This is a genomic window from Streptomyces sp. NPDC052773 (genome assembly GCF_044547145.1).
Taxonomy (GTDB): domain Bacteria; phylum Actinomycetota; class Actinomycetes; order Streptomycetales; family Streptomycetaceae; genus Streptomyces.
This window is the reverse complement of record NZ_JBITZX010000022.1, coordinates 49,776-71,939: the sequence shown is the minus strand read 5'-3', so window position 1 is coordinate 71,939 and position 22,164 is coordinate 49,776. Positions and strand designations below refer to the sequence as shown.

The 22,164-nt window shown below is 72.5% G+C and carries 22 protein-coding genes and 1 riboswitch; of the genes, 5 read left to right on the top strand and 17 right to left on the bottom strand.

Annotated elements, in window-relative coordinates; genetic code table 11:
- Positions 1 to 16: 16 nt before the first annotated feature.
- Entirely contained in the window at positions 17 to 391 is a 375-nt protein-coding gene (locus tag ACIG0D_RS33295) for an RNA polymerase-binding protein RbpA (RefSeq protein ID WP_003977404.1), read from the top strand.
- A gap of 264 nt (positions 392 to 655) precedes the next feature.
- On the opposite strand, the gene fxsA is transcribed toward ACIG0D_RS33295, so the two are convergent.
- The 4 genes from fxsA to ACIG0D_RS33275 all read right to left on the bottom strand — a co-directional run bounded on the left by fxsA (position 656) and on the right by ACIG0D_RS33275 (position 4,714).
- The gene (gene fxsA, locus ACIG0D_RS33290; protein ID WP_399808589.1) at positions 656 to 1,210 is read right to left on the bottom strand and encodes an FxsA family membrane protein; all 555 of its coding nucleotides are present in this window, start codon (positions 1,208 to 1,210) and stop codon (positions 656 to 658) included.
- A gap of 61 nt (positions 1,211 to 1,271) precedes the next feature.
- The gene (locus tag ACIG0D_RS33285; protein ID WP_365766236.1) at positions 1,272 to 2,075 is read right to left on the bottom strand and encodes a polyprenol monophosphomannose synthase; all 804 of its coding nucleotides are present in this window, start codon (positions 2,073 to 2,075) and stop codon (positions 1,272 to 1,274) included.
- Positions 2,076 to 2,623: 548 nt separating this feature from the next.
- Complete coding sequence (locus ACIG0D_RS33280; protein ID WP_399808586.1) at positions 2,624 to 4,228, bottom strand: amidohydrolase; 1,605 nt, start codon at positions 4,226 to 4,228, stop codon at positions 2,624 to 2,626.
- A 45-nt stretch (positions 4,229 to 4,273) separates the two neighbouring features.
- On the bottom strand, positions 4,274 to 4,714 hold the full coding sequence (locus tag ACIG0D_RS33275) for an Lrp/AsnC family transcriptional regulator (protein ID WP_018548954.1): 441 nt from the start codon (positions 4,712 to 4,714) through the stop codon (positions 4,274 to 4,276).
- A 266-nt stretch (positions 4,715 to 4,980) separates the two neighbouring features.
- On the opposite strand from ACIG0D_RS33275, the gene ACIG0D_RS33270 reads away from it, so the two are divergent.
- Complete coding sequence (locus ACIG0D_RS33270) at positions 4,981 to 5,421, top strand: hypothetical protein (RefSeq protein WP_399808583.1); 441 nt, start codon at positions 4,981 to 4,983, stop codon at positions 5,419 to 5,421.
- Between the two features lie 441 nt (positions 5,422 to 5,862).
- On the opposite strand, the gene ACIG0D_RS33265 is transcribed toward ACIG0D_RS33270, so the two are convergent.
- A complete protein-coding gene (locus ACIG0D_RS33265; RefSeq protein ID WP_399808580.1) occupies positions 5,863 to 7,035 on the bottom strand; it encodes an acyl-CoA dehydrogenase family protein in 1,173 nt (390 codons plus the stop codon).
- 348 nt (positions 7,036 to 7,383) lie between these two features.
- Between ACIG0D_RS33265 and ACIG0D_RS33260 the strand changes: the two genes are divergently transcribed.
- Positions 7,384 to 8,619 (top strand): glycoside hydrolase family 18 protein, encoded by a 1,236-nt coding sequence (locus ACIG0D_RS33260; RefSeq protein WP_399808577.1) that lies wholly within the window; start codon positions 7,384 to 7,386, stop codon positions 8,617 to 8,619.
- A gap of 58 nt (positions 8,620 to 8,677) precedes the next feature.
- On the opposite strand, the gene ACIG0D_RS33255 is transcribed toward ACIG0D_RS33260, so the two are convergent.
- From ACIG0D_RS33255 to ACIG0D_RS33245, 3 genes are all read right to left on the bottom strand, one after another.
- Positions 8,678 to 9,337: a TetR/AcrR family transcriptional regulator gene (locus ACIG0D_RS33255; protein ID WP_399808574.1), complete on the bottom strand. Its 660-nt coding sequence runs from the start codon at positions 9,335 to 9,337 to the stop codon at positions 8,678 to 8,680.
- A 96-nt stretch (positions 9,338 to 9,433) separates the two neighbouring features.
- Positions 9,434 to 9,574: an SCO1431 family membrane protein gene (locus ACIG0D_RS33250; RefSeq protein WP_365766230.1), complete on the bottom strand. Its 141-nt coding sequence runs from the start codon at positions 9,572 to 9,574 to the stop codon at positions 9,434 to 9,436.
- 162 nt (positions 9,575 to 9,736) lie between these two features.
- Complete coding sequence (locus tag ACIG0D_RS33245) at positions 9,737 to 11,101, bottom strand: peptidase C39 family protein (RefSeq protein WP_399808570.1); 1,365 nt, start codon at positions 11,099 to 11,101, stop codon at positions 9,737 to 9,739.
- Positions 11,102 to 11,386: 285 nt separating this feature from the next.
- Between ACIG0D_RS33245 and ACIG0D_RS33240 the strand changes: the two genes are divergently transcribed.
- Positions 11,387 to 12,019 (top strand): uridine kinase, encoded by a 633-nt coding sequence (locus tag ACIG0D_RS33240; protein ID WP_399808567.1) that lies wholly within the window; start codon positions 11,387 to 11,389, stop codon positions 12,017 to 12,019.
- Positions 12,020 to 12,420: 401 nt separating this feature from the next.
- Positions 12,421 to 14,286 carry an AAA family ATPase gene (locus ACIG0D_RS33235; protein WP_399808564.1) on the top strand — a complete coding sequence of 622 codons (1,866 nt, stop codon included), beginning with the start codon at positions 12,421 to 12,423 and terminating at the stop codon, positions 14,284 to 14,286.
- A gap of 67 nt (positions 14,287 to 14,353) precedes the next feature.
- Here the strand turns inward: ACIG0D_RS33235 and ACIG0D_RS33230 are convergent, their stop codons facing one another.
- The 9 genes from ACIG0D_RS33230 to ACIG0D_RS33190 all read right to left on the bottom strand — a co-directional run bounded on the left by ACIG0D_RS33230 (position 14,354) and on the right by ACIG0D_RS33190 (position 21,863).
- Complete coding sequence (locus tag ACIG0D_RS33230; protein ID WP_399808561.1) at positions 14,354 to 15,427, bottom strand: hemolysin family protein; 1,074 nt, start codon at positions 15,425 to 15,427, stop codon at positions 14,354 to 14,356.
- Positions 15,424 to 16,755 carry a hemolysin family protein gene (locus ACIG0D_RS33225; protein WP_399808558.1) on the bottom strand — a complete coding sequence of 444 codons (1,332 nt, stop codon included), beginning with the start codon at positions 16,753 to 16,755 and terminating at the stop codon, positions 15,424 to 15,426. Before ACIG0D_RS33225 ends, ACIG0D_RS33230 begins: the two co-directional genes overlap by 4 nt.
- Before the next feature lie 314 nt (positions 16,756 to 17,069).
- The gene (locus tag ACIG0D_RS33220) at positions 17,070 to 17,522 is read right to left on the bottom strand and encodes a PH domain-containing protein (protein ID WP_399808555.1); all 453 of its coding nucleotides are present in this window, start codon (positions 17,520 to 17,522) and stop codon (positions 17,070 to 17,072) included.
- Between the two features lie 14 nt (positions 17,523 to 17,536).
- Complete coding sequence (hisG, locus tag ACIG0D_RS33215; RefSeq protein ID WP_365765718.1) at positions 17,537 to 18,385, bottom strand: ATP phosphoribosyltransferase; 849 nt, start codon at positions 18,383 to 18,385, stop codon at positions 17,537 to 17,539.
- Between the two features lie 51 nt (positions 18,386 to 18,436).
- Positions 18,437 to 18,709: a phosphoribosyl-ATP diphosphatase gene (locus tag ACIG0D_RS33210; protein WP_048458133.1), complete on the bottom strand. Its 273-nt coding sequence runs from the start codon at positions 18,707 to 18,709 to the stop codon at positions 18,437 to 18,439.
- Between the two features lie 34 nt (positions 18,710 to 18,743).
- Positions 18,744 to 19,229 carry a 6,7-dimethyl-8-ribityllumazine synthase gene (gene ribH, locus ACIG0D_RS33205; RefSeq protein ID WP_165996607.1) on the bottom strand — a complete coding sequence of 162 codons (486 nt, stop codon included), beginning with the start codon at positions 19,227 to 19,229 and terminating at the stop codon, positions 18,744 to 18,746.
- A gap of 59 nt (positions 19,230 to 19,288) precedes the next feature.
- Positions 19,289 to 20,623 (bottom strand): bifunctional 3,4-dihydroxy-2-butanone-4-phosphate synthase/GTP cyclohydrolase II, encoded by a 1,335-nt coding sequence (locus tag ACIG0D_RS33200; RefSeq protein WP_399808552.1) that lies wholly within the window; start codon positions 20,621 to 20,623, stop codon positions 19,289 to 19,291.
- Entirely contained in the window at positions 20,620 to 21,261 is a 642-nt protein-coding gene (locus ACIG0D_RS33195) for a nicotinamide riboside transporter PnuC (protein WP_399808549.1), read from the bottom strand. The genes ACIG0D_RS33200 and ACIG0D_RS33195 overlap by 4 nt, the downstream gene beginning before the upstream one ends.
- On the bottom strand, positions 21,258 to 21,863 hold the full coding sequence (locus tag ACIG0D_RS33190) for a riboflavin synthase (protein ID WP_399808546.1): 606 nt from the start codon (positions 21,861 to 21,863) through the stop codon (positions 21,258 to 21,260). The genes ACIG0D_RS33195 and ACIG0D_RS33190 overlap by 4 nt, the downstream gene beginning before the upstream one ends.
- Before the next feature lie 146 nt (positions 21,864 to 22,009).
- Positions 22,010 to 22,140, bottom strand: a riboswitch (FMN riboswitch).
- Between the last annotated feature and the right edge of the window lie 24 nt (positions 22,141 to 22,164).

Sequence of the window (22,164 nt, the reverse complement as noted above, 5' to 3'; positions counted from 1 at the left end):
CCGGGAGGCACGATTCATGAGTGAGCGAGCTCTTCGCGGCACGCGCCTCGTGGTGACCAGCTACGAGACGGACCGCGGCATCGACCTGGCCCCGCGCCAGGCCGTGGAGTACGCATGCGAGAAGGGGCACCGATTCGAGATGCCCTTCTCGGTCGAGGCGGAGATCCCGCCGGAGTGGGAGTGCAAGGTCTGCGGGGCCCAGGCACTCCTGGTGGATGGCGACGGCCCGGAGGAGAAGAAGGCGAAGCCGGCCCGTACGCACTGGGACATGCTCATGGAGCGCCGTACCCGAGAGGAACTCGAAGAGGTCCTCGAGGAGCGGCTCGCCGTGCTGCGTTCCGGCGCGATGAACATCGCCGTTCATCCGCGGGACAGCCGCAAGTCGGCCTAGTCCCCGCGGGACCTGGCCCGGTTTCCAGCGCACGCACATGACCGCGGGCGCCGTATGTGAGTCCCACGTACGGCGCCCGCGGTCGTAGTGCTGCCCTGGGACTCGGACGCTCGTGCACCCTGGGGCTCGGGTGCTCGGATCACGGCGGGCCGATCCTGCGCGGGCCGGTGACCGCCGGTCGGTGACCGCCTTCGACCCGTGACCGCCATCGGCCGGTGACCGCCATCGGCCTGTGCGCGCCGAGGCGGTCAGTCAGCCCGGAGTTCAGCGGTTCAGCGGCGGGTACTGCTCGCGCGACGGGTCCGCGGGCGTGTCGCGGATGACCTCGCCCTGGACGACCTTGCCGTCGGGGTGACGCATGCGGGCCTGCTGGAAGGCGTCGCCCAGGCTGCCGGGGGCGGCCCGGCGGAGTCTGCTCTCCACCGTGCGCTCCGCGTACCGCCCGAGGGCCTTCTGGACCGGCGGGACGAGCAGGAGCAGACCGGCGACGTCCGAGATCAGCCCGGGCAGCATCAGCAGCAGACCGCCCAGCATCAGCAGACCGCTGCCGCCTCCGCTGGAGGGCGCGGTGCCGCCTTGCAGCGCCTCGTTGAGATTCCGGAAGGCGCGCCGCCCCGCCCGCTTGATGACCACGGAGCCGAGCACCAGCCCGGCGAGCAGCAGCAGGAACACCGTGAACCCGCCCGCCAGGTCCGCGACCACGGTCAGCAGCCAGATCTCCAGCACCAGCCACGCCGCCACGGCGAGCGGCAGCGCCGTACGCAGCCGGGACCGCCGGGGCCGGGTGAGGGGCGGAGGGGTGGAAGCGCCAGTCGTCATGCCACCAGTGTGCCTGGGCGCGGCTCAGCGCGGGATAAGGGCCGTCACCGACCCCGACGCCCTACCGCTTCGGCGCCGCGTCGCCCCGCCGCAGCAGCTTGCCGACCCGCTCCTCCACACCCCAGGAAGTGACCCGCCACAGGGCCTCGACGAGGATGTCGCGGCTCATCTTGGAATCGCCGAGTTCGCGCTCCACGAAGGTGATCGGCACCTCGACGACGTGGTAGCCGGCCTTGATGGCGCGGCGGGCGAGGTCGACCTGGAAGCAGTAGCCCTGCGAGGCGACCTCCTCCAGGCCGAGACCCTGCAGGGTCTCCGCCCGGAAAGCGCGGTAGCCGCCGGTGATGTCGCGCAGCGGCAGGTCGAGCGCGAGGCGCGAGTAGAGGCTGCCGCCGCGGGAGATGAACTCGCGGGACTTGGGCCAGTTGACCACCCGGCCGCCCGGCACCCAGCGGGAACCGAGCACGAGGTCGGCGCCCTTGAGCGCGGTGAGCAGGCGGGGAAGTTCCTCCGGCTGGTGGGAGCCGTCGGCGTCCATCTCGATCAGCACGCCGTAGTCGCGCTCCAGGCCCCAGCGGAACCCCGCGAGGTAGGCGGCGCCCAGGCCTTCCTTGCCCTTGCGGTGCAGCACGTGGACCTGCTCGTCGCCGGCGGCGAGTTCGTCGGCGAGCTTGCCGGTGCCGTCGGGGCTGTTGTCGTCGGCCACCAGAACGTGCGCCTCGGGGACCGCCTCGCGCACCCGGCCGACGATCGTCTTGATGTTCTCCGCCTCGTTGTAGGTCGGAATGATCACCAAGGCCGTGCCGAGCGGGCCGAAGCGCCTCCCCTGGGCCTTGGCCGCGCGGGTCCCGTCGCCGTCGTTCACTGCTGCCCCTTCGTGTCCGTACGCAGAGGTCCACCATAGTGGCCGCGGCCTGCGCTGATGTGACAAGGCGTACGTACGGTGGTGTCGGCTCCGCCGGAGCGGGATGGATGCACGGTTTTGACCGGCCCCCACCGTCCACCGGGTGCGGCGGATGGGGGCCCGGCGCCCTTCGGGCCGACCTCGGACCCGCTGGCTGCGGGTCGACCGAAAGCCGTTGTCTACTGAGCGCCCGGGCCCCACCCGGGTCACACCTTCCCGGCCGGCCGGAACGTTCTCCCGCCTGCGGTGCCGTCGCTGAGCCTGGCTCCCAGTGACGGTGCCCCGGTGCGGTACACCATCCTGACCCAGCGGCGCCGCGACGCGTGTGCGAACGTTCCCCGGTCGGGTGTCCGGTGGTGGACCCGGCCGAACCTACCGGCCCCGGACCGTCGCCTGTCAACAGCCGTTTGACCTGCGGTTCCGCGCCGAAACCGCAGGTGGGAGCGGAGGATGCGCAGGTCGCGCGACGGTGCGCCGGGCGCGCTGCGCCCGGGCGCCACCTCCGGAGATCACTCGCCCGGCCGTACGAAGACCGTCCGCCCGCCGACCACCGTCCGCAGACAGACGGGCAGGTCGGCGCCCGGGGTGAGGTCGGGCAGGCCGGGCGTGCCGGAGCGCGGGTCGGTGGACCAGCGGGCGACCCGGTCGTCGGGCGCCTGCACGACGAGTTCCCCGGTGCGCCACACCGCGTAGTCCGCGGGTGCGCCCGGCACCAGCACGCCCGCGTCGTCGCGGCCGACCGCCCGCCAGCCGCCGCGGGTGTGGGCGGTGAAGGCGGCGCGGACGGAGACGCGGTGCTCGGGGGTGCGGTGGAAGGCGGCGGCGCGGACCGTGCCCCACGGGTCGAGCGGGGTGACGGGGCTGTCGGAGCCCAGGGCGAGCGGGACGCCGGCGCGCAGCAGGGCCGCGAACGGGTTCAGGGTGCGGGCGCGCTCGGCGCCGAGCCGCTGGGCGTACATGCCGTCCTCGCCGCCCCACAGGGCGTCGAACGCGGGCTGCACGGAGGCGGTGAGGCCGAGTTCGGCGAAGGCGGCGATGGTCTCCGGGGTGAGCATCTCGGCGTGCTCGATCCGGTGCCGGGCGGCCCGGACGCGGGCGAGGCCGAGCTTCTCGGCGGCGGCGCGCACGCCCTCGACGACGGCGGTGACGGCGGCGTCCCCGATGGCGTGGAAGCCCGCCTGCAGGCCCGCCTCGGTGCAGGCGACGACGTGCGCGGCGACCTCGTCGGCGTTGAGGTAGGCGGTGCCGGTGTGGGCGGCGTCGGCGTACGGCTCGTGCAGGCAGGCGGTGTGGGAGCCGAGGGCGCCGTCGGCGAAGAGGTCCCCGGCGGCGCCGAGCGCGCCCAGTTCGCGCGCCTTGTCGACGTCGCGTTCGGCCCAGTAGCCGACCACGCGCGGGCCGGGTTCCTCGGCGGCGAGGCGGAGCAGGCCGGTGAAGTCGTCCTCGGAGGAGATGTCGGGGCCGCCGCACTCGTGGACCGAGCCGATGCCGAGGGAGGCGGCGCGGGCGAGGGCGGCGCGCTGGGCCTCGGTGCGCTGCCGCTCGGTCAGGGCACCGAGGGCGGCGGCGCGGACCGCGTGGTGGGCGTCGGCGGTGAGCGGGCCGTCGCCCACCGGTCCCAGGCCCGGAGTCAGGTCGAGCAGGGCCGTGGTGACGACCGCCGAGTGCACGTCGATCCGGCTCAGATACAGGGGGCGCCCGCCGGTGGCCTCGTCCAGTTCCGCGCGCGTCGGCGGCCGGCCGCCGGGCCAGCGGGCGGCGTCCCAGCCGTGGCCGAGCAGCACCCGGTCGTGCGGACGGGCGGCGGCGAACTCCCGTACCAGGGCGAGGGCCTGGTCGAGGTCGGACGCGGCGGACAGGTCAAGCCCGGTGAGAGCCAGTCCGGTGGCGGTGGTGTGGACGTGGGCGTCGGTGAACGCGGGCGTGACGAGGGCGCCGTCGAGGTCGATCACCTCGTCGACGCCGTCCGCGAAGGCGTCGGCCGCGCCCTCGGAGCCGACCCAGGCGACCTGGCCGTGCTCGACGACCATGGCGGTGGCGAACGGGTCGGCGGGGCTGTGGACCTCTCCGCGGCGGAGGAGGACGGTCTTCGTCGGGGCGGTGCGCTCACTCATGGGAACAGTCTCGCGCCCCGCGTACGCCGCCCCGCACCCAGGTGCTCAGATACGCGGGGGCCGGGCCTCGTACGGCGTCGACAGGACGACGGTCGTACGGGTCGAGACCCCGGCGAGGCTGCGCAGCCGGGCCAGCAGCTCCTCCAGTTCGTGCGGGGTGGCCACCCGCACCTTGAGGATGTAGTTCTCGTCGCCGGCGACGCTGTGGCAGGCCTCGATCTCGGGGACGCCCGCGAGGCGGTCGGCGATGTCGTCGGGCGCGCTGGGGTCGAACGGCTTCACCGAGATGAAGGCGGTCAGGGGCAGCCCGACGGCCTCGGGGTCGACCACGGCGGCGTACCCGCGGATGACGCCACGCTGCTCCAGCCGGCGCACCCGCTGGTGCACGGCCGATGTGGACAGGCCCGTGGCCTTGCCCAGGTCGGTGTAGCTCATCCGCCCGTCCTTGACGAGCAGCTGCACGATCTGTCGGTCCAGCTCCTCCATGGCGCAAGAACCTACAGTGCGGCTGATCTCCTCGGATAGCCGAGCGGCGCAGGTCATGCCCGGTTCGTGATGTGGCCGCCCGGATGGTGGGCCATCCGGGGGGCCGGGGTGCCGGGCGAGGCACCTGCGGATGGCATGTGACGAACGCCACAAGATCCGGGCCGTCTCCGTGATGTTCCCGTGATTACCCCGGAATCGCGCTGGGAAGTGCTTGCTGTGGTCGAGGCCGCAGTGCCTGAACGGCCCAGCCCGAGGGGGAGAATCCCATGCAGAGTCTTAAGCGCCCTGGTCGTACCGCACCCAAGCGCCGGCAGCCGGTCGTCGAGCCCGAGCCGGAGGGCGTCGAACCCGACGCCTTCGACGACGTGGACGAGCTCGACGCGTACGACACCTTCGAGATGTTCCGGGTGATCTGCCCGGACTGCGCGCAGCCCATCGCCCTGCTGGCGGACGAGGAGGTCCTGCCGGAGCACGCGCTGTGCGCCTCGCCGTGGAACCCGTTCGGCCTCACGGTCTGTCCGGGCACCGGCCGCCGGGCCTCCGACGCCCGGCCGGCGGACGAGTCCTTCGAGCCGCAGGAGCAGGACACCGCCCTGCTGCTGACGCTGCCGCAGGGTCTCGACTGGCGGACGCAGCCCTTCTCCCACGTCGGCGGCCCGGGCTCCCGCCCGATGCGCGTCCCGACGACGCGCCGCCACGCCGCCTGAGGCACCCGCCGCACCCAGCTCACCGCTCCGCATCACGGCACACGACCGCCGTGGTGCGGTTCGGCACGCCCGGATCCACCGAACGAGTGACACCCGGCCCGGAGTGCGACCCGCGCGCGGGCGCGCCCTCGGGGTTTCCGGGCGCCGGGCGCCATCCGGAACGTACGGCCGATTCCGTGGAGCGGTGACCTGCCCGGCCGGTGGCGCGTTGCCCTGGTATGACCCCCACCTCTTCCACGACCGGGCGTCAGCGCACACTGTTCGTCCCGACCGTCGCAGAATCGGTTCCGCTTCCGCCGCCGGTGGGGCCGCCGCACCTCCAGGACCCGCCGATCTACCGCGATCTGCTGCATGCCTGGGCCACCCGTGGCCGGACCCTGCCGGGGCACCACGACCCGGAGTGGGTCCGGCTGGCGGCGCCCCTGGTCAGGCCGGGACAGTTCAGCGGGTCTCCGGGCCGATGAGGTGCCGGGCGACGACCATCCGCTGGATCTGGTTGGTGCCCTCGACGATCTGGAGCACCTTGGCCTCGCGCATGTACCGCTCGACGGGGAAGTCCGCGGTGTAGCCGTACCCGCCGAGGACCTGGACGGCGTCCGTGGTGACCCGCATCGCCGTGTCGGTGCAGTGCAGCTTGGCCATGGCCGCCTGCTTGGCGTACGGCCGGCCCGCGTCCTTCAGTCGCGCCGCCGCCAGGTAGAGGGCACGGCCCGCCTCGATCTGCGTCGCCATGTCGGCGAGCATGAAGCGCAGGCCCTGGAAGTCGGCGATGGGCCGGCCGAACTGGCGGCTCCCCTGCGCGTACTCCACCGCCGTGTCCAGCGCCGCCTGGGCGAGGCCGATCGCGCAGGCCGCTATGCCGAGCCGCCCGGAGTCGAGGGCGGACAGGGCGATCGCGAAGCCCTGGCCCTCCTCGCCGATGCGCCGGTCGTCGCCGACGCGCACGCCGTCGAAGTGGACCTGGGCGGTGGGCGAGCCCTTCATGCCCATCTTCTTCTCGGGCGCCGCGGCGCTCAGCCCCTCGGCGTCGCCGGGCACCAGGAAGGCGGTGATCCCGCGCGGGCCCTCCTCACCGGTGCGGGCCATGACGGTGTAGAAGTCGGCGACGCCGCCGTGGGTGATCCAGGCCTTGGTGCCGGTGATCACCCAGGCGTCGCCGTCCCGGACGGCCTTGGTGCGCAGGGAGGCGGCGTCGGAGCCGGAGGAGGGCTCGGAGAGGCAGTACGCGCCGAGCAGCCCGCCGCCGAGCATCGCGGGCAGGTGCTCGACCTGCTGCTCCTTGGTGCCGTAGGTGGCCGGCGCGTAGGAGGCCAGGGTGTGCACGCTGACGCCGAGGCCGACGGTGAGGCGGGCCGCGGCCAGCTCCTCCAGGACCTGGAGGTAGACCTCGTACGGCTGGTCACCGCCGCCGTACTCGGCGCCGTAGGGCAGGCCGAGCAGGCCCGATTCGGACAGGAGGGTGAAGATCTCGCGGGGGAAGCGGCCGGCGTCCTCCTCCTCGGCCGCCTTCGGCGCGATCTCGCGCTGCGCTATGTCACGGACGAGCGAGATCAGGTCCCGGGCCTCGTCCGTGGGCAGTTGTCGGTCCACCGGCTGCGGGGCGCGGTCAGGCATGGCGACGCTCTCCTCCCGTTTCGGGCACATCGGCGGACGGGCGCCGTTGGGTGGGGCGGCTCCGCCGGTCTCTGTGAGGGCCGGCCGCGGGGGCGGGCTTCCGGGTCTCGGAAGCCGCTGACCAGCGGCTGTGCGCAGTGAGTATGCCCGATCCGGGCCTCCGCGTCACCGGTTAACGACCGCTCACTTCAAGAATTCCCGCGGACCCCTCCCCCGCAGTCCCTCCGGGCCGAAATTGGTCCGCACCATTGACCAACTGGTCTAGTCCTCCTACGGTGTCGGATCACCGAACGCCTCATCGCGTTCATGCCAACCGGCGTCCCCCTCTCCCCCACGAGGAGACACCCGATGCGAACCCCCACCCGTCCCCGCGCCCTGCAGGCACTCGTCGCCGCCGCCTGTACCGCCGTCCTCGGCGCCGGACTCCTCGCGGGCGCCGGCGCCACCCCCGCCACCGCCGCCCCCGAGGCGGAGGCCGCCGCCGGCTCCAAGGTCGTCGGCTACTTCACCGAATGGGGCACCTACGACCGCAAGTACCTGGTCAAGAACATCGACACCTCCGGCTCCGCCGCCAAGCTCACCCACATCAACTACGCCTTCGGCAACGTCTCCGGCGGCAAGTGCGTGATGGGCGACGCCTACGCGGCCACCGACCGCACCCACACCGCCGCCGAGTCCGTCGACGGTGTGGCCGACACCTGGGACCAGCCGCTGCGCGGCAACTTCAACCAGCTGCGCGAGCTGAAGAAGAAGTACCCCCACATCAAGGTGCTGTGGTCGTTCGGCGGCTGGACCTGGTCGGGCGGGTTCGGCGAGGCGGCGAAGAACCCGGCGGCGTTCGCCCAGTCCTGCTACGACCTGGTGGAGAACCCCAGGTGGGCGGATGTCTTCGACGGCATCGACATCGACTGGGAGTACCCGAACGCCTGCGGCGCCACCTGCGACACCAGCGGCCGGGCGGCGTACAAGAACCTCATGGCGGCGGTCCGCGCCAAGTTCGGGACCGGCAACCTGGTCACCGCGGCGATCCCGGCGGACGCCACCGCCGGCGGCAAGATCGACGCGGCGGACTACGCGGGCGCGGCGCAGTACGTGAACTGGTACAACCCGATGACGTACGACTACTTCGGCGCCTGGGACGCCACCGGCCCGACCGCCCCGCACTCGCCGCTGACCTCGTACTCCGGCATCCCCAAGGCGGCCAACCACACCTCCGCGACGATCGCCAAGCTCAAGGGCCTCGGCATCCCGGCCTCGAAGCTGCTGCTGGGCATCGGCTTCTACGGCCGCGGCTGGACCGGCGTCACGCAGACCGCGCCCGGCGGCACCGCGACCGGCCCGGCGGCGGGTACGTACGAGCAGGGCATCGACGACTACAAGGTGCTGAAGACCAAGTGCCCGCCGACCGGCACCGTGGGCGGCACCGCCTACGCCAAGTGCGGCAGCAACTGGTGGAGTTACGACACCCCGGCCACCATCGCCACGAAGATGACCTACAAGAACCAGCAGGGCCTCGGCGGCACCTTCTTCTGGGAGCTGAGCGGGGACACGGCGAACGGTGAGCTGATCAAGGCCATCAACTAGCCGACTGCGGCACACCCCCCGGGGGCGGGGACCGGACGCCGGTCTCCGCCCCTCGGCGTCAGCCGTCGCGGTGGGCGGGGCCCGGCGCCGGGTAGGCGGGGTCGAGTTCCTCGATGGCCCGCATGGCGCCGCCGAGCGTCTTCACCAGCAGCTCCCGCATGAGCTCGCGGGACAGGCCGGGGCGGTCGATCCAGTCGAGGGTGGCGCCCTCGACGCCGCACACCCAGCCGAGCAGCCCCATCCGCGCCAGCGGGGTGATCTCCCGGCGGCCGTACGCCCCTTCGGCGATGGTCGTGACGATCGCCTCGCGCACCCCGTCCCGGATGGCCTGCACCTCGGCGTCGAAGCCGACGCCCCCGCTGACGATGGTGCGGTACGCCGCCTGGTTGTGCTCGGCGTAGCGCAGATAGCCGTCGACGGTGCGCTCCACCCGCTCCCGCGCCGGCAGTTCGAGGCCGCTCGCCGCGAAGGTGACCAGGTCCGCGACGGAGTCCTGGACGATGGCCAGGTAGTAGCCGCGCTTGGACTGGAAGTAGTAGTAGATCAGCCCTTTGGCGACATGGGCCTGGCGGGCGATGTCGTCCATGGACAGCGCGTCGTAGGACCTGTCGGCGAACAACCTCCGCCCGATGGCGATGAGTTCGGCGCGGCGCGCGGCGGAGCGCTCGGTTCCGCGCGCCCGGGGACGGGCGACGTCGCGCTGTTCACTGATGTTCACTTTCGACCCTGGTTCCAGCGGGCGGCGGGACATCCGCAGTATGGCAGGTCGGGCCGGACGGATATGTGTCAGGTCACAGCGCCGCTGTGCCGGGGGTCACAGCAGGCCGAGCTGGGTGATCAGCATGGCGACGACGACCACCAGGACCCAGCCCATGACATGCTCGACGATCTTCGGGCCGTCGTCCTGGGGGCCGCCGGTGCGGGCGCGGGCGGCGGTGAGCGAAGTGGCGGTCATGTGTGTCTCGCTGGTCTCGTGCGTACAAGGGGACAGCGGCGGGCGTTCCCCACCGATCTGTCCACCTTGCCACCGCGCGCGCCCTTTGCGGCCGAGACGTTCCTCACAGCCCCGGCCGCTCCCCAGGCGCTCCCCGGATGCTCCCGGGCGCTCGCGGAGGGCTCAGCGCACGCCGACCGCCTCGAGCGCCGCCCGCTGGCGCGGGGTCGGCCGGGCCGGGAAGTAGAGGTAGCAGACGCCGCCGGTGCCGGAGACGACCTTGCCGGAGGCGTTGTACCGCTTGGTCCGCAGCCAGATGTTCTCGAACTCGCGCCGCTTGTAGACGCGCCGCACCGCCTCGTTGCTCGGCGAGGCGGGGTCGTTGGCGATCACGTCGCCCTCGGCGGTGAAGCCGATCACGGTCATCAGGTGCCCGGCGGTGCCGTAGCCCGCGCCGGTCAGCTCCTCCTTCAGGAAGGACTGGGAGGTGATGGCCGGGATGCCCGCCGCGATCAGCGTCTCCAGCTCGGTCAGCGACGCGAGCCGGGTCACCACGCCCTGGAGATCCTTGAAGGTGGCCGCGTAGGCGGCGTTGAACGGCCAGTTGCCGCAGCCCGCGTACTGGTAGTCGTAGGTGTACCGGGCCGCGTGGCACACCTGCGGGTCGGCGTAGTCCGGGTTGACCCAGGAGAGCTGCTCGGGGGTCAGCCGGCCGCCCCAGTACTCGATGATCATCTGCGAGGAGGTGGGGCTGCACCAGGCCTCGCCGCCGTTGTCGTACTCGGGGTACTGGCCGACGTGGATCTCCTGGGAGTAGCGCGGGACGGGCAGCTCCTGGGCGAGGCCCGGGGTGGAGGCGGGGACGGTGAACCGGTCGGGGACGGCGGAGCCCATCGCGCCCACCCGCCACACGGTCGGGGTGAGCCGGGTGCCCGGGCGCCGGTGCAGGGTGAGGCGGAGCCGGTACGACACCAGGCGCAGTCCGGACGACGGGCTGTCGATGGCGAAGGTGTCCGTCCACACGCTGCTCTTGCCGTCGCCCTGGTCGTCGACCGAGGTGCGCCGGATGTCCTGGTCGCCGGAGGCCCAGCGGCCCATGACGTACCAGGGGGTGTCGGTGCCGTCGGAGTAGGTGCCCTTGAGGTCGATCTGGATCCAGGTGCCGTCCGGGGTGTGCGCGTTCCAGGACGGGACGGCCTCGGTGGCGGGCACGGAGAGCCGGTGGACGGGCGAGGTCCATGTCGCGTACTCCCAGCGGGAGGTCTTCCCGGTGTGCGGGTCCCGGTAGTCGAGGGTGCCGAGCGGGGCGGCCATCGCCAGGCCGGGCCGGGCGCCGGCGACGGCGCGGGTGCCCTTGGCGGTGCCGGAGCGCCAGTCGGTGTACGTGGTCCAGGCGCGGTTGTCGATGGGGCGGGCCGGGGCCCCGGCACCGGCCCCGCCGGCGGTCGCGGTACTGTCGGCCAGGGCCGTCCCCGCGCTGCCGGTGACCGCGGCGACGACGGCGGCGGCCAGGACGGTTCTGCGGGACGGCTGTTCGGCTCTGCTCATGGGCGCATGACTCCCAGGGGTGCGAGACGGGCAGGTCCTTGCACGGCGGTGTGCGGGCGCGGCGGCACGGTCGTGCGCGGTCGCCTCCCGCACAGCTGTTCACGGTCGTGCCGGCACGGCTGTGTGGGGTTGTGTCCGCCAACTATGGACGCGCGTGGACCGCCCTGCCAGCACTTCGGGCCATGCCACGCCCACAAATATTGGTCGACACCACTGACGGCCCTGGGTCGGCACCCCGGATGACGCCCCCGACGGCCCGGTCCCGTCGCGCGGCATGATGGGCACGTGTCCCACCCCCTGAACGACCTCGCCCGCACGCTGCGCCGCCTCCCCCCGTCCTGCGGCCCCGTCCGCCTCGTCGGTGTCGACGGGCACGCCGGGTCCGGGAAGTCGACCTTCGCCGGGGAGCTGGCCGGCGCGCTCGGCGGGGCGCCGGTGCTCCACCTGGACGACATCGCGAGCCACGAGGAGCTGTTCGACTGGACGGACCGGCTGCTCGCCCAGGTGATCGAGCCGCTGCGCCGCGGGGCCACCGCCCGCTACGCCCCTTACGACTGGCGCGCCCGCCGGTTCGGCCCGCCGCGTCCGCTGCCGCCCGCCCCGGTGGTCCTCGTCGAGGGCGTGGGCGCCGGCCGCCGCGCGCTGCGCCCGTCGCTCGCGCACCTGCTGTGGATGGAGTTGCCCCGCGAGGAGTCCTGGGCGCGGGGCCGCTCCCGGGACGGAGAGGAACAGCGGGAGTTCTGGGACGGCTGGGTTCCGGCGGAGCGGCGGCATTTCGCCGACGACCCCTCGCGGCCGTACGCCGACCTTCTGGTGCGCCAGGTGCCAGGGGGATACGAGGTGCTGCCGGGGCGCGTGAGACGCTCCGGCGGGGACCCGTGCGTGACGCTGCGTGATGGGCCGTCTTCGATGTGGTGAACCTGTGAAGACCCTTGCGTGCGAACTTGGCCGAGTGCTCCAACTCGGCTTGACCGAGGGGCCGTACAGGACTTACGTTCTCAATGTGCGGCCAAACGGCGCCGCCGAAAGACGCGAAGCCCCCGGTTGTTCCCCCGTGACCGGGGGCTTCGTTCTGCTCTCGTCACCTTTTCCGGCACGCGCGCGCTCCGGTTCGCTCACCCTGGGTCACCACACGGTGTGCGCCCCTTCTGCTCCCACCTCGCCGAACGTGCCCTGCGGCGCCCTTCGGCGGGCCCCCGGCCCGCGGGTACGATGCCCACTGTCGCAACTCCGGTCCGCTGCACAGCGGTTCGACCGAGCGGCCGCCGGGTGACGGCCCGGCGGTGAACCAGCGGGGGCACGGTTTGTGGGGGGACGTGATGGACTTCGCCGGGCAGGGCCCCGAGGCCCCGGCCGACCTCGCCTGGCTGCGGGGCGTGGACGCCTACACCATGGGTGCCTATCCGCAGGCGGAGGAGGAGTTCCGGACCGCGGTGCGCCTCGACCCCGGGATGGCCGACGGCTGGCTGGGGCTGCACGCGCTGCGCGTCGACACCACCACCGCCCTGCTGCGGATGTTCCGCCACCGGGACCGCTTCGGCGAGCAGCGCGCCCGCCACCGGCGCACCCTCAACTCCTGGTACTGGCTGGGCTGGTGGGTGCAGCCGGTGCTGGAGACCCCGCGCGATCTGCTGCTCGCGCACGCCTCGCACTGGCTGGACGGCCGCCACGTCCCCGAGCTGGACCGGGCCCTCGCCGGACTGCCGCCCGTCGACACCGACCAGCAGGTCCGCTTCCTGCACGCCTGCCGGGCCTACCTGGTCAAGGACTGGGAGCAGTTGGTACGGCACACCGATCCGCTGCTCGACGATCCGCTGCTCGGCATCGAGGCGGGCCTGTTCGGCGGCATGGCCCGGGTCCGGCTGGAGATGTACGGCCAGGCCGAACCCCTGTTGTCCGCTGCCCTGATGCGCTGCCGCAGCGAGCAGCCGCAGCGCAAGGAGCTGCGGTACTGGCTGGCGCGGGCGCACGAGGGCACCGGCCGCTCGGCGGCGGCGCTCCCGCTGTACCGGGCCGTGCACCGCGTCGACCCCGCCTTCATGGACACCTCCGCGCGGCTCGCCGCCATCGCCGAGGGCGACGGGTACGACGAGACGGACGGTCTCACCGCGCTCGCCCTCTCCGGCGCCGGTCCGGACGGCCTCGACGGCGTCGACGGGCTCGATCCGCTCTACGGCACCGAGGACCGGAACCTGAAGCTGTCCGACCCGCAGCCGCCGCCCGCCGGCCCGCTGCCCTCGGTGAGCGATCCTGCGGTGCGGGAGAAGACGGTGCTGCCCGTGCAGCCGCTGCCGACCGGGCCCACCGACCCCGACTTACTCGAGGAGGCGCTCGCCGAACTGGAGCGCATGGTGGGCTTGGAGCCGGTGAAACGGCAGGTCAAGGCCCTGTCGGCACAGCTCAACATGGCGCGGCTGCGGGCCGGTCAGGGGCTGCCCGTCCAGCCGCCCAAGCGGCACTTCGTCTTCTCCGGCCCCTCCGGCACCGGCAAGACCACCGTCGCCCGCATCCTCGGCCGGGTCTTCTACGCGCTCGGCCTGCTCGGCGGCGACCACCTGGTGGAGGCGCAGCGCGCCGACCTGGTCGGCGAGTATCTGGGCCAGACGGCCGTCAAGGCCAACGAACTGATCGACTCCGCGCTCGGCGGGGTGCTCTTCGTCGACGAGGCGTACTCGCTCTCCAACTCCGGCTACGGCAAGGGCGACGCGTACGGCGACGAGGCGTTGCAGGTGCTGCTGAAGCGGGCCGAGGACAACCGCGACCACCTGGTGGTGATCCTGGCCGGCTACCCCGAGGGCATGGACCGCCTGCTGGCCGCCAACCCCGGTCTGTCCTCCCGTTTCACCACCCGGGTCGACTTCCCCTCGTACCGCCCGCTGGAGCTGACCGCGATCGGCGAGGTGCTGGCCGCGGAGAACGGCGACGTGTGGGACGAGGAGTCGCTGGAGGAGCTGCGGTCGATCGCCGGGCACGTGGTCGACCAGGGCTGGATCGACGAGCTGGGCAACGGGCGGTTCCTGCGGACGCTGTACGAGAAGAGCTGCGCGTACCGCGATCTGCGGCTGTCCACCTATCCGGGGACGCTGACCCGGGAGGACCTGGCCACGCTGCGCCTGCCGGACCTGATGCAGGCGTACGGCGAGGTGCTGTCGGGGCGGGGGCCGCAGGATCCGTCGGCGCTGTGACGCACCCCGCGGCCCCGCCCCGGGCTCCCGCGGCCCGGCCGGAGTCCCCCGCGGCCCCGCCCGCCCGTCAGGCGGTCAGCACCTCCTCGCCCGACCGCGGTTCGGTCACCGTCGGCACGGGCTCGCGGTGCGCCGGGTCGCGCACCTCGCCGACCAGCAGTTCCAGGACGTCCTCCAGGGCCACGAGGCCCAGCACCCGGCCGGAGGCGTCGGCCACCTGGGCGAGGTGGGTGGCGGCGCGGCGCATGACGGTCAGGGCGTCGTCGAGGGGCAGTTCGGGGCGCAGGGTCGTCATCGGGCGCCACAGCTGCTGCGGCACCGCGCGGTCGGAGTCCTCCAGGTCGAGGACGTCCTTCACATGCAGATAGCCCATGAAGGCACCGGCGTCCGCGGCCACGGGGAACCGGGAGTAGCCGGTGCGCGCGGTCAGTTCGACGATCTGGCCGGGGGTGACCGACGGATCCACCGTCACCAGCGACTCCCGCGTCAGCAGGACGTCCGTCACCGGGCGCGAGCCCAGCTCCAGGGCGTCCTCCAGGCGTTCGGCCTCCTCCGGGTCGAGCAGTCCGGCCTGGCCGGAGTCCTCCACCAGCCGGTTGAGCTGTTCGCTGGTGAAGACGGCCTCGACCTCGTCCTTGGGCTCGACCCGGAACAGCCGCAGCACGCCCTGGGCGCAGGCGCCGAGGGCCACGGTGATCGGCCGGCACAGCCGGGCGAAGGCGACCAGTCCGGGGCTCAGCCACAGCGCGGCCTTCTCGGGGGCGGCCATCGCCAGGTTCTTCGGGACCATCTCGCCGATGACGAGGTGGAAGAAGACGACGGTGGCCAGCGCGATGACATAGCCCAGCGGGTGGATCATCGCGTGCGGCAGGTGGATCCACGCGAAGACCGGCTCCAGCAGCCGCGCGACGGTCGGTTCGGCGACCGCGCCCAGCGTCAGCGAGCAGACGGTGATGCCGAACTGGGCGGCGGCCATCATCTGCGGCAGCCGCTCCAGGCCGTAGAGCACCTGGCGGGCGCGGGCCGTGCCGAGCGGTTCGATCTGGCTGCGGCGCACGGAGACCAGCGCGAACTCGGCGCCCACGAAGAAGCCGTTGGCGAGCACGAGCAGCGCGGCGAAGAGCAGTTGGAGCACGCTCATCGGGCGGCCTCCAGGGCGGGTGCCGTACGCACCAGGCGGACCCGCTCGGCGCGGTAGTGGCCGACCTGGCGCACGGCCAGGCGCCAGCCGGGCAGTTCCGCGCGGTCGCCGACGGCCGGGATCCGGCCGAGCAGGTCGGCGACGAGCCCGGCGACCGTCTCGTACGGCCCCTCGGGGACCTCGAGGCCGATCCGCAGCAGGGTGTCGACCCGGCAGCTGCCGTCGACGTCCCAGGCGGGCCGGCCGTCCTCGGACGGGGCGGGGGCGAGGTCGGGTGCGTCGTCGAGCACGTCGTCGTGCTCGTCGCGGACCTCGCCGACGATCTCCTCGACGATGTCCTCCAGGGTCACGACCCCGGCGGTGCCGCCGTACTCGTCGACGACGACCGCGATGGGCTGCTCGCTGCGCAGCCGGGCCAGCAGCGGCCTTACGGGCAGGGTCTCGGGGACGAGCAGGGCGGGCCGGGCGATGCGGGCCACGGGGGTGCGCAGCCGTTCCTGGGCCGGTATCGCCAGGGCGTCCTTGAGGTGGACCATGCCGACGACCTCGTCGATCCGCTCCCGGTAGACCGGGAAGCGGGACAGCCCGGTGGCGCGGGTCAGGTTGACCACGTCCTCGGCGGTCGCCGACGACTGCAGCGCGCTGACCTTCACGCGCGGGGTCATCACATGCTGCGCGGTCAGCTCGCCCAGCGACAGGGTCCGGACGAAGAGGTCCGCGGTGTCCTGTTCCAGGGCGCCGGCCCGGGCCGAGTGGCGGGCCAGGGAGACCAGCTCGCCCGGCGTACGGGCGGAGGCCAGCTCCTCGGCGGGCTCGAAGCCCAGGGCGCGGACGAGGCGGTTGGCGACGCCGTTCAGTCCGGCGATCACCGGGCGGAACAGGCGGGCGAAGGCGTGCTGCGGGCCCGCGACGAAGCGCGCGACCTGCATCGGGCGGGACACCGCCCAGTTCTTGGGGACCAGTTCGCCGACCACCATCTGCACGGCCGAGGCCAGCAGCATGCCGATGACCACGGACACGCCGGACACCGCGCCGTCGGGGATGCCGACGGCCGTGAGCGGGCCGTCGAGCAGCCGGGCGAGGGCCGGTTCGGCGAGCATGCCGACGACCAGGGAAGTGATCGTGATGCCGAGCTGGGTGCCGGAGAGCTGGAAGGACAGCTCCTTCAGGGAGGCGACCACCCTGAGAGCCCGTCGGTCGCCCTCGGCGGCGGCCTTCTCGGCCTCCGGGCGCTCGACCGTCACCAGGCCGAACTCGGCGGCCACGAAGAAGCCGTTGGCGAGGATCAGCAGGAACGCGGCTGCCAGGAGCAGCAGGGGGATGGTCATGATGCCGCCGCCTCCGCACGGGCGCGGGCCTCGTGGAGGCGGTCCGCGCTATGTCGGCAGGGGGCGGCGCAGGTACTACAGGACGATCCGTCCATCGCCGGAGAGGGTCACTCCTCGGGTAGCAGGAACCCCTGTCCGCCAGGACGGCACGACAGGGGCGGAGGCGCAGGGAACGCGCCTCCGCCTCACAGATTAATCAAGACAGGGGGTTGTACGGCAGGGTGAGCACCCCGGATGTGCCCCGGAGTCCGCCCGGACGTGGCCCCCGAGTCCGCCCGGCGCGAGCCCCGGGTCGGCCCGGACGTGTCCCCGGATCAGCTCTCGTGTTCCCCGGTGCGGGCCTCGACCAGGGCCCTCAGGGTGCGGGCGTGGGCGATGGCCTGCTCCTTGCCGATGCCCGGCTGGATGCCGATGACGGGCAGGCTGGTGCCGTCGCTCAGGTCGAGGAACGCCCACGGGTCGCCGACCCGCAGGTTGACCTGGACGATCTCCGCCCACTCCAGCCGGCGGACGCTGCCGAAGTTGACGACCGTCACCCCGGACTCCTCGGCGACGACCTTGGGGCGCGCCAGCCGCAGCAGCACCCAGGCAAGCAGGGCGGCCGTGAAGACGAAGCTCAGCTTCTCGGCCGGGCTGAGGCGCTCCAGCAGCAGCGCGACCAGCGACACGGTGACGAAGATCGCGGCGGCGGCGGTGAGCAGGACGGCCCGGGTCCGGGTGGGCCGGAGGGTGACGGGCAGCTCGGGCAGGGGTGCGGGTTCCGACATCGTGCGCCGCCTTCTCAGAGCCGGCAGGCGTGGATGGCCGTCGTCAGGATGGCCCGCGCTCCGATGGCGTACAGGTCGTCCATGATCCGCTGGGCGTCCTTCGCGGGGACCATGGCGCGGACGGCGACCCAGCCCTCGTTGTGGAGCGGGGAGATGGTCGGCGACTCCAGGCCCGGGGTGAGGGCGACGGCCTTCTCCAGCTGCTCGACCCGGCAGTCGTAGTCCATCATCACGTACGTCCGGGCGACCAGGACGCCCTGGAGGCGGCGCAGGAACTGCTGGACCTTCTCCTCCTCGGCGTCGGCGCCGGTGCGGCGGATGACGACGGCCTCGGACTGCATGATCGGCTCGCCGATGACCTCCAGGCCAGCGTTGCGCAGCGAGGTGCCGGTCTCGACGACGTCCGCGATGACCTCGGCGACGCCGAGTTCGATGGCGGTCTCGACGGCGCCGTCGAGGTGGACGACGGAGGCGTCGATGCCGTTGTCGGCGAGGTGCTTGGCGACGATGCCCTCGTAGGAGGTGGCGACCGTCATGCCGCTCAGGTCCTCCACGCCCTTGGCCGTGCCCGGCTTGGTGGCGTAGCGGAAGGTGGAGCGGGCGAAGCCCAGCGGCAGGATCTCCTCGGCGTTGGCGCCGGAGTCGATCAGCAGGTCGCGGCCGGTGATGCCGATGTCGAGCTTGCCGGAGGAGACGTAGATCGCGATGTCGCGGGGGCGGAGGTAGAAGAACTCCACCTCGTTGCCCGGGTCGACGATCCGCAGTTCCTTGGATTCGCGGCGCTGCTGGTAGCCAGCCTCATGCAGCATCTCCGCCGCAGGGCCGGAGAGTGAACCCTTGTTGGGAACGGCGATGCGCAGCATGAGGTCGGCTTCCTTTGCGTAAGTGCTGGTGCGGGGTGGGTGGGGTGGGCTTTACAGGTGGGCGTAGACGTCGTCCAGGGAGATACCGCGGGCGACCATCATCACCTGGACGTGGTACAGCAGCTGCGAGATCTCCTCGGCGGCCGCCTCCTTGCCCTCGTACTCGGCGGCCATCCAGACCTCTGCGGCCTCTTCGACGACCTTCTTGCCGATGGCGTGGACGCCCTTCTCCACCAGTTCCGCGGTGCGGGAGGTGGCGGGATCGCCGTGGGCGGCCTTGTGCTGGAGCTCGGTGAAGAGCTCCTCGAACGTCTTCTTGGACATGGTGGTCCTTACCCTACGCGCTTACCCGGGTCCCTCAGCGCCAGGGTTCGGATACTGAACGCAGGGTGGCGGCGGTGGCGACCGCCGCGGTGACCGCCTCGTGCCCCTTGTCCTCGCTGGAGCCCTCGAGGCCGGCCCGGTCCAGGGCCTGCTCCTCGGTGTCGCAGGTGAGTACGCCGAAGCCGACGGGGACGCCGGTGTCGACGGAGACCTGGGTGAGGCCCTGGGTGACGCCCTGGCACACGTAGTCGAAGTGGGGGGTGCCGCCGCGGATGACGACGCCGAGGGCGACGATCGCGTCGTAGCCGCGTCCGGCGAGCACCTTGGCGACCACGGGCAGCTCCCAGCTGCCGGGGACCCTCAGCAGGGTCGGCTCGTCGATGCCCAGGTCGTGCAGGGCGCGCAGGGCGCCGTCCACCAGGCCGTCCATCACCTTCTCGTGCCACTGCGCCGCGATCACGGCGACCCGCAGGTCACCCACATTGCGTACGGACAGCTCCGGTGCGCCCTTGCCGCTCACTTGCTCGCCTCTCCTCGGTGTTCCTCGGTCGTCGCTGTGCTGGTCTTACTGGTCGGGTCTCACTGGTCGCCACAGGTGGCGGGCACCGCGGGGGTGTCCAGCCAGGGCAGGTCGTGGCCCATCCGGTCCCGCTTGGTGCGCAGGTAGCGCAGGTTGTGCTCGCCCGCGGTCACGGGCATCGGCTCGCGTTCGACGACCTCGATGCCGTGGCGGACGAGGGCGTCGGACTTCTCCGGGTTGTTGGTCATCAGGCGCACGCTGTGCACGCCGAGGTCCGTCAGGATCCGGGCACCGGCGCCGTAGTCGCGGGCGTCGGCGGGCAGGCCCAGCTCCAGGTTGGCGTCGAGGGTGTCACGCCCGCGCTCCTGGAGCTCGTACGCGCGCAGCTTGGACAGCAGGCCGATGCCGCGGCCCTCGTGTCCGCGCAGGTAGACCACGACGCCCCGGCCGGCGGCCTGGATGCGCTCCAGGGAGGCCTCCAGCTGGGGGCCGCAGTCGCAGCGCAGCGAGTGGAAGACGTCGCCGGTGAGGCATTCGGAGTGCATCCGGACCAGGACGTCGCGGCCGTCGCCGATCTCGCCGTGGACGAGGGCGACGTGCTCGACGCCGTCGACGGTGGAGCGGTAGCCGTACGCCGTGAAGGTGCCGTGCCGGGTCGGCAGGTGGACCTCGGCCTCACGGCGGACGGTGGGCTCGGATGATGGGGGTGCCCCCTGCTCGAGCGGAGTCGAGAGCTTGGGGGAGCGGCGGTAGGCGATCAGGTCCTCGATGGAGATGATCGTCAGGCCGTGCTTGCGGGCGAACGGGATCAGCTCGGGCAGCCGCAGCATCTGGCCGTCCTCGCCGGCGATCTCCACGATGGCGCCGGCGGGGCGCAGGCCCGCGAGCCGGGCCAGGTCGACGGCGGCCTCGGTGTGGCCGTTGCGGGTGAGGACGCCGCCGGGCTGGGCGCGCAGCGGGAAGATGTGGCCGGGGCGGACGAAGTCGGACGGCTCGGCGGTGCCGCTCGCCAGCAGCTGGAGGGTGGTGGCGCGGTCGGGCGCGGAGATGCCGGTGGTGACGCCGTGCGCGCCGGAGGCGTCGACGGAGATGGTGAACGCGGTCTGCATCGACTCGGTGTTGTCCGCGACCATCTGCGGCAGCCGGAGCCGGTCGAGTTCGTCGCCCTCCATGGGGGCGCAGATCAGGCCGCGGCACTCGCTCATCATGAACGCGACGATCTCGGGGGTGGCTTTCTCGGCGGCGATGACGAGGTCGCCCTCGTTCTCGCGGTCCTCGTCGTCGACCACCACGACCGGGCGGCCGGCGGCGATGTCGGCGATGGCCTGTTCGACCGGGTCGAGGGCGAGGTCCTCGATGCCGTCGGTGCCGTAGAGCAGGGGGGCGGTGGTCATGCCGGGGCTCCTTCCAGGACGGGGCGGCCCGCCCGGCGGGAACGCAGCCACCAGTCGCGCAGGCCCCACAGGACGAGCGCGCCGTAGATGACGTAGACGAAACCGGAGAAGGCGTAGCCGTTGGCGAAGTTGAGGGGCACGCCGACCAGGTCGACGAGCAGCCAGGCGAACCAGAACTCGACCATGCCGCGCGCCTGGGCGTACATGGCGACGATGGTGCCGACGAAGATGTAGGCGTCGGGCCAGGGGTCCCAGGACAGGCGCGGGTACGCCGTGAAGAGCAGGGCGACCGCGACGGTGCCGGCGGCGGCCGCGGCGATCATCGCGAAGCGCTCGGGCCAGGTGGCGAAGCGGACGGCGATACGGCCGTCCTCGGCCCGCTCGCCGCCGCGGTTCCACTGCCACCAGCCGTACAGGGCGACGAGCATGACGACGACCTGCTTGCCGGCGCTGCCGGTCAGGTGGCCGTAGAAGGCGCCGAAGAGGACGAGGCCGGAGAGGAACTGCACCGGCCAGGTCCACAGGGAGCGCCGGAAGCCGAGCGCGAGCGTGATGAGGCCGAGGATGTTGCCGACCATGTCCAGCCAGATGATGTGCTGGCCGAAGAGGGTGAAGGCCTCGGAGTCGAGCCAGTTCACCGGGTCTCCCCCTGACCGGTCGTGAGCAGCCGCTCGACGTACTTGGCGATCACGTCGACCTCGAGGTTGACCGGGTCGCCGGGCTGCTTGATGCCGAGCGTGGTCAGGGCGAGGGTGGTCGGGATGAGGCTGACGGTGAAGTGGTCGGAGCCTGCCTCGACGACGGTGAGGCTGATGCCGTCGACGGTGATGGAGCCCTTCTCGACGACGTAGCGGGCGAGGTCGGCGGGGAGGGAGATCTTCACGATCTCCCAGTGCTCGGAGGGGGTGCGTTCGAGGATCGTGCCGGTGCCGTCGACGTGGCCCTGCACGATGTGGCCGCCGAGGCGGGCGCCGACGGCGGTGGGCCGTTCGAGGTTGACGCGGGAGCCGGTGGTGAGGGCGCCCAGGCTGGAGCGCTTGAGTGTCTCGGCCATGACGTCGGCGGTGAACTCGTCGCCCTCGTGGTCGACGACCGTGAGGCAGACGCCGTTGACGGCGATGGAGTCGCCGTGCTTCGCGCCTTCGGTGACGACGGGGCCGCGCAGGCGGAAGCGACAGGCGTCGTCGAGGTTCTCGACGGCGGTGACCTCGCCCAGCTCTTCGACGATTCCGGTGAACACTTCCCGGGTCCTCCTGCCTCTTCGGGCACGGACTCCGGGGCTGTCGATGACGACAGAAAGTACGAGCGAGGACACCGGGAGCGACGCCGAGGGACCCGTCCCGCGAAGGACGCGTCCATACGGCGGCACGCACACATGCCCGCCCGCCGCGCACTGCCTCCCATCCGGACTTTAACCGTCGGTCCAGGAATTTCACCTGGTCAACCGGCCGCTGGAGGCGACCGGGTCGCGGACTGTAACCGCCGGTTCGGACTTTCACCGACCCCGGAGTGCGCTGCTACTGGTACAGGGCCAGTGTGCC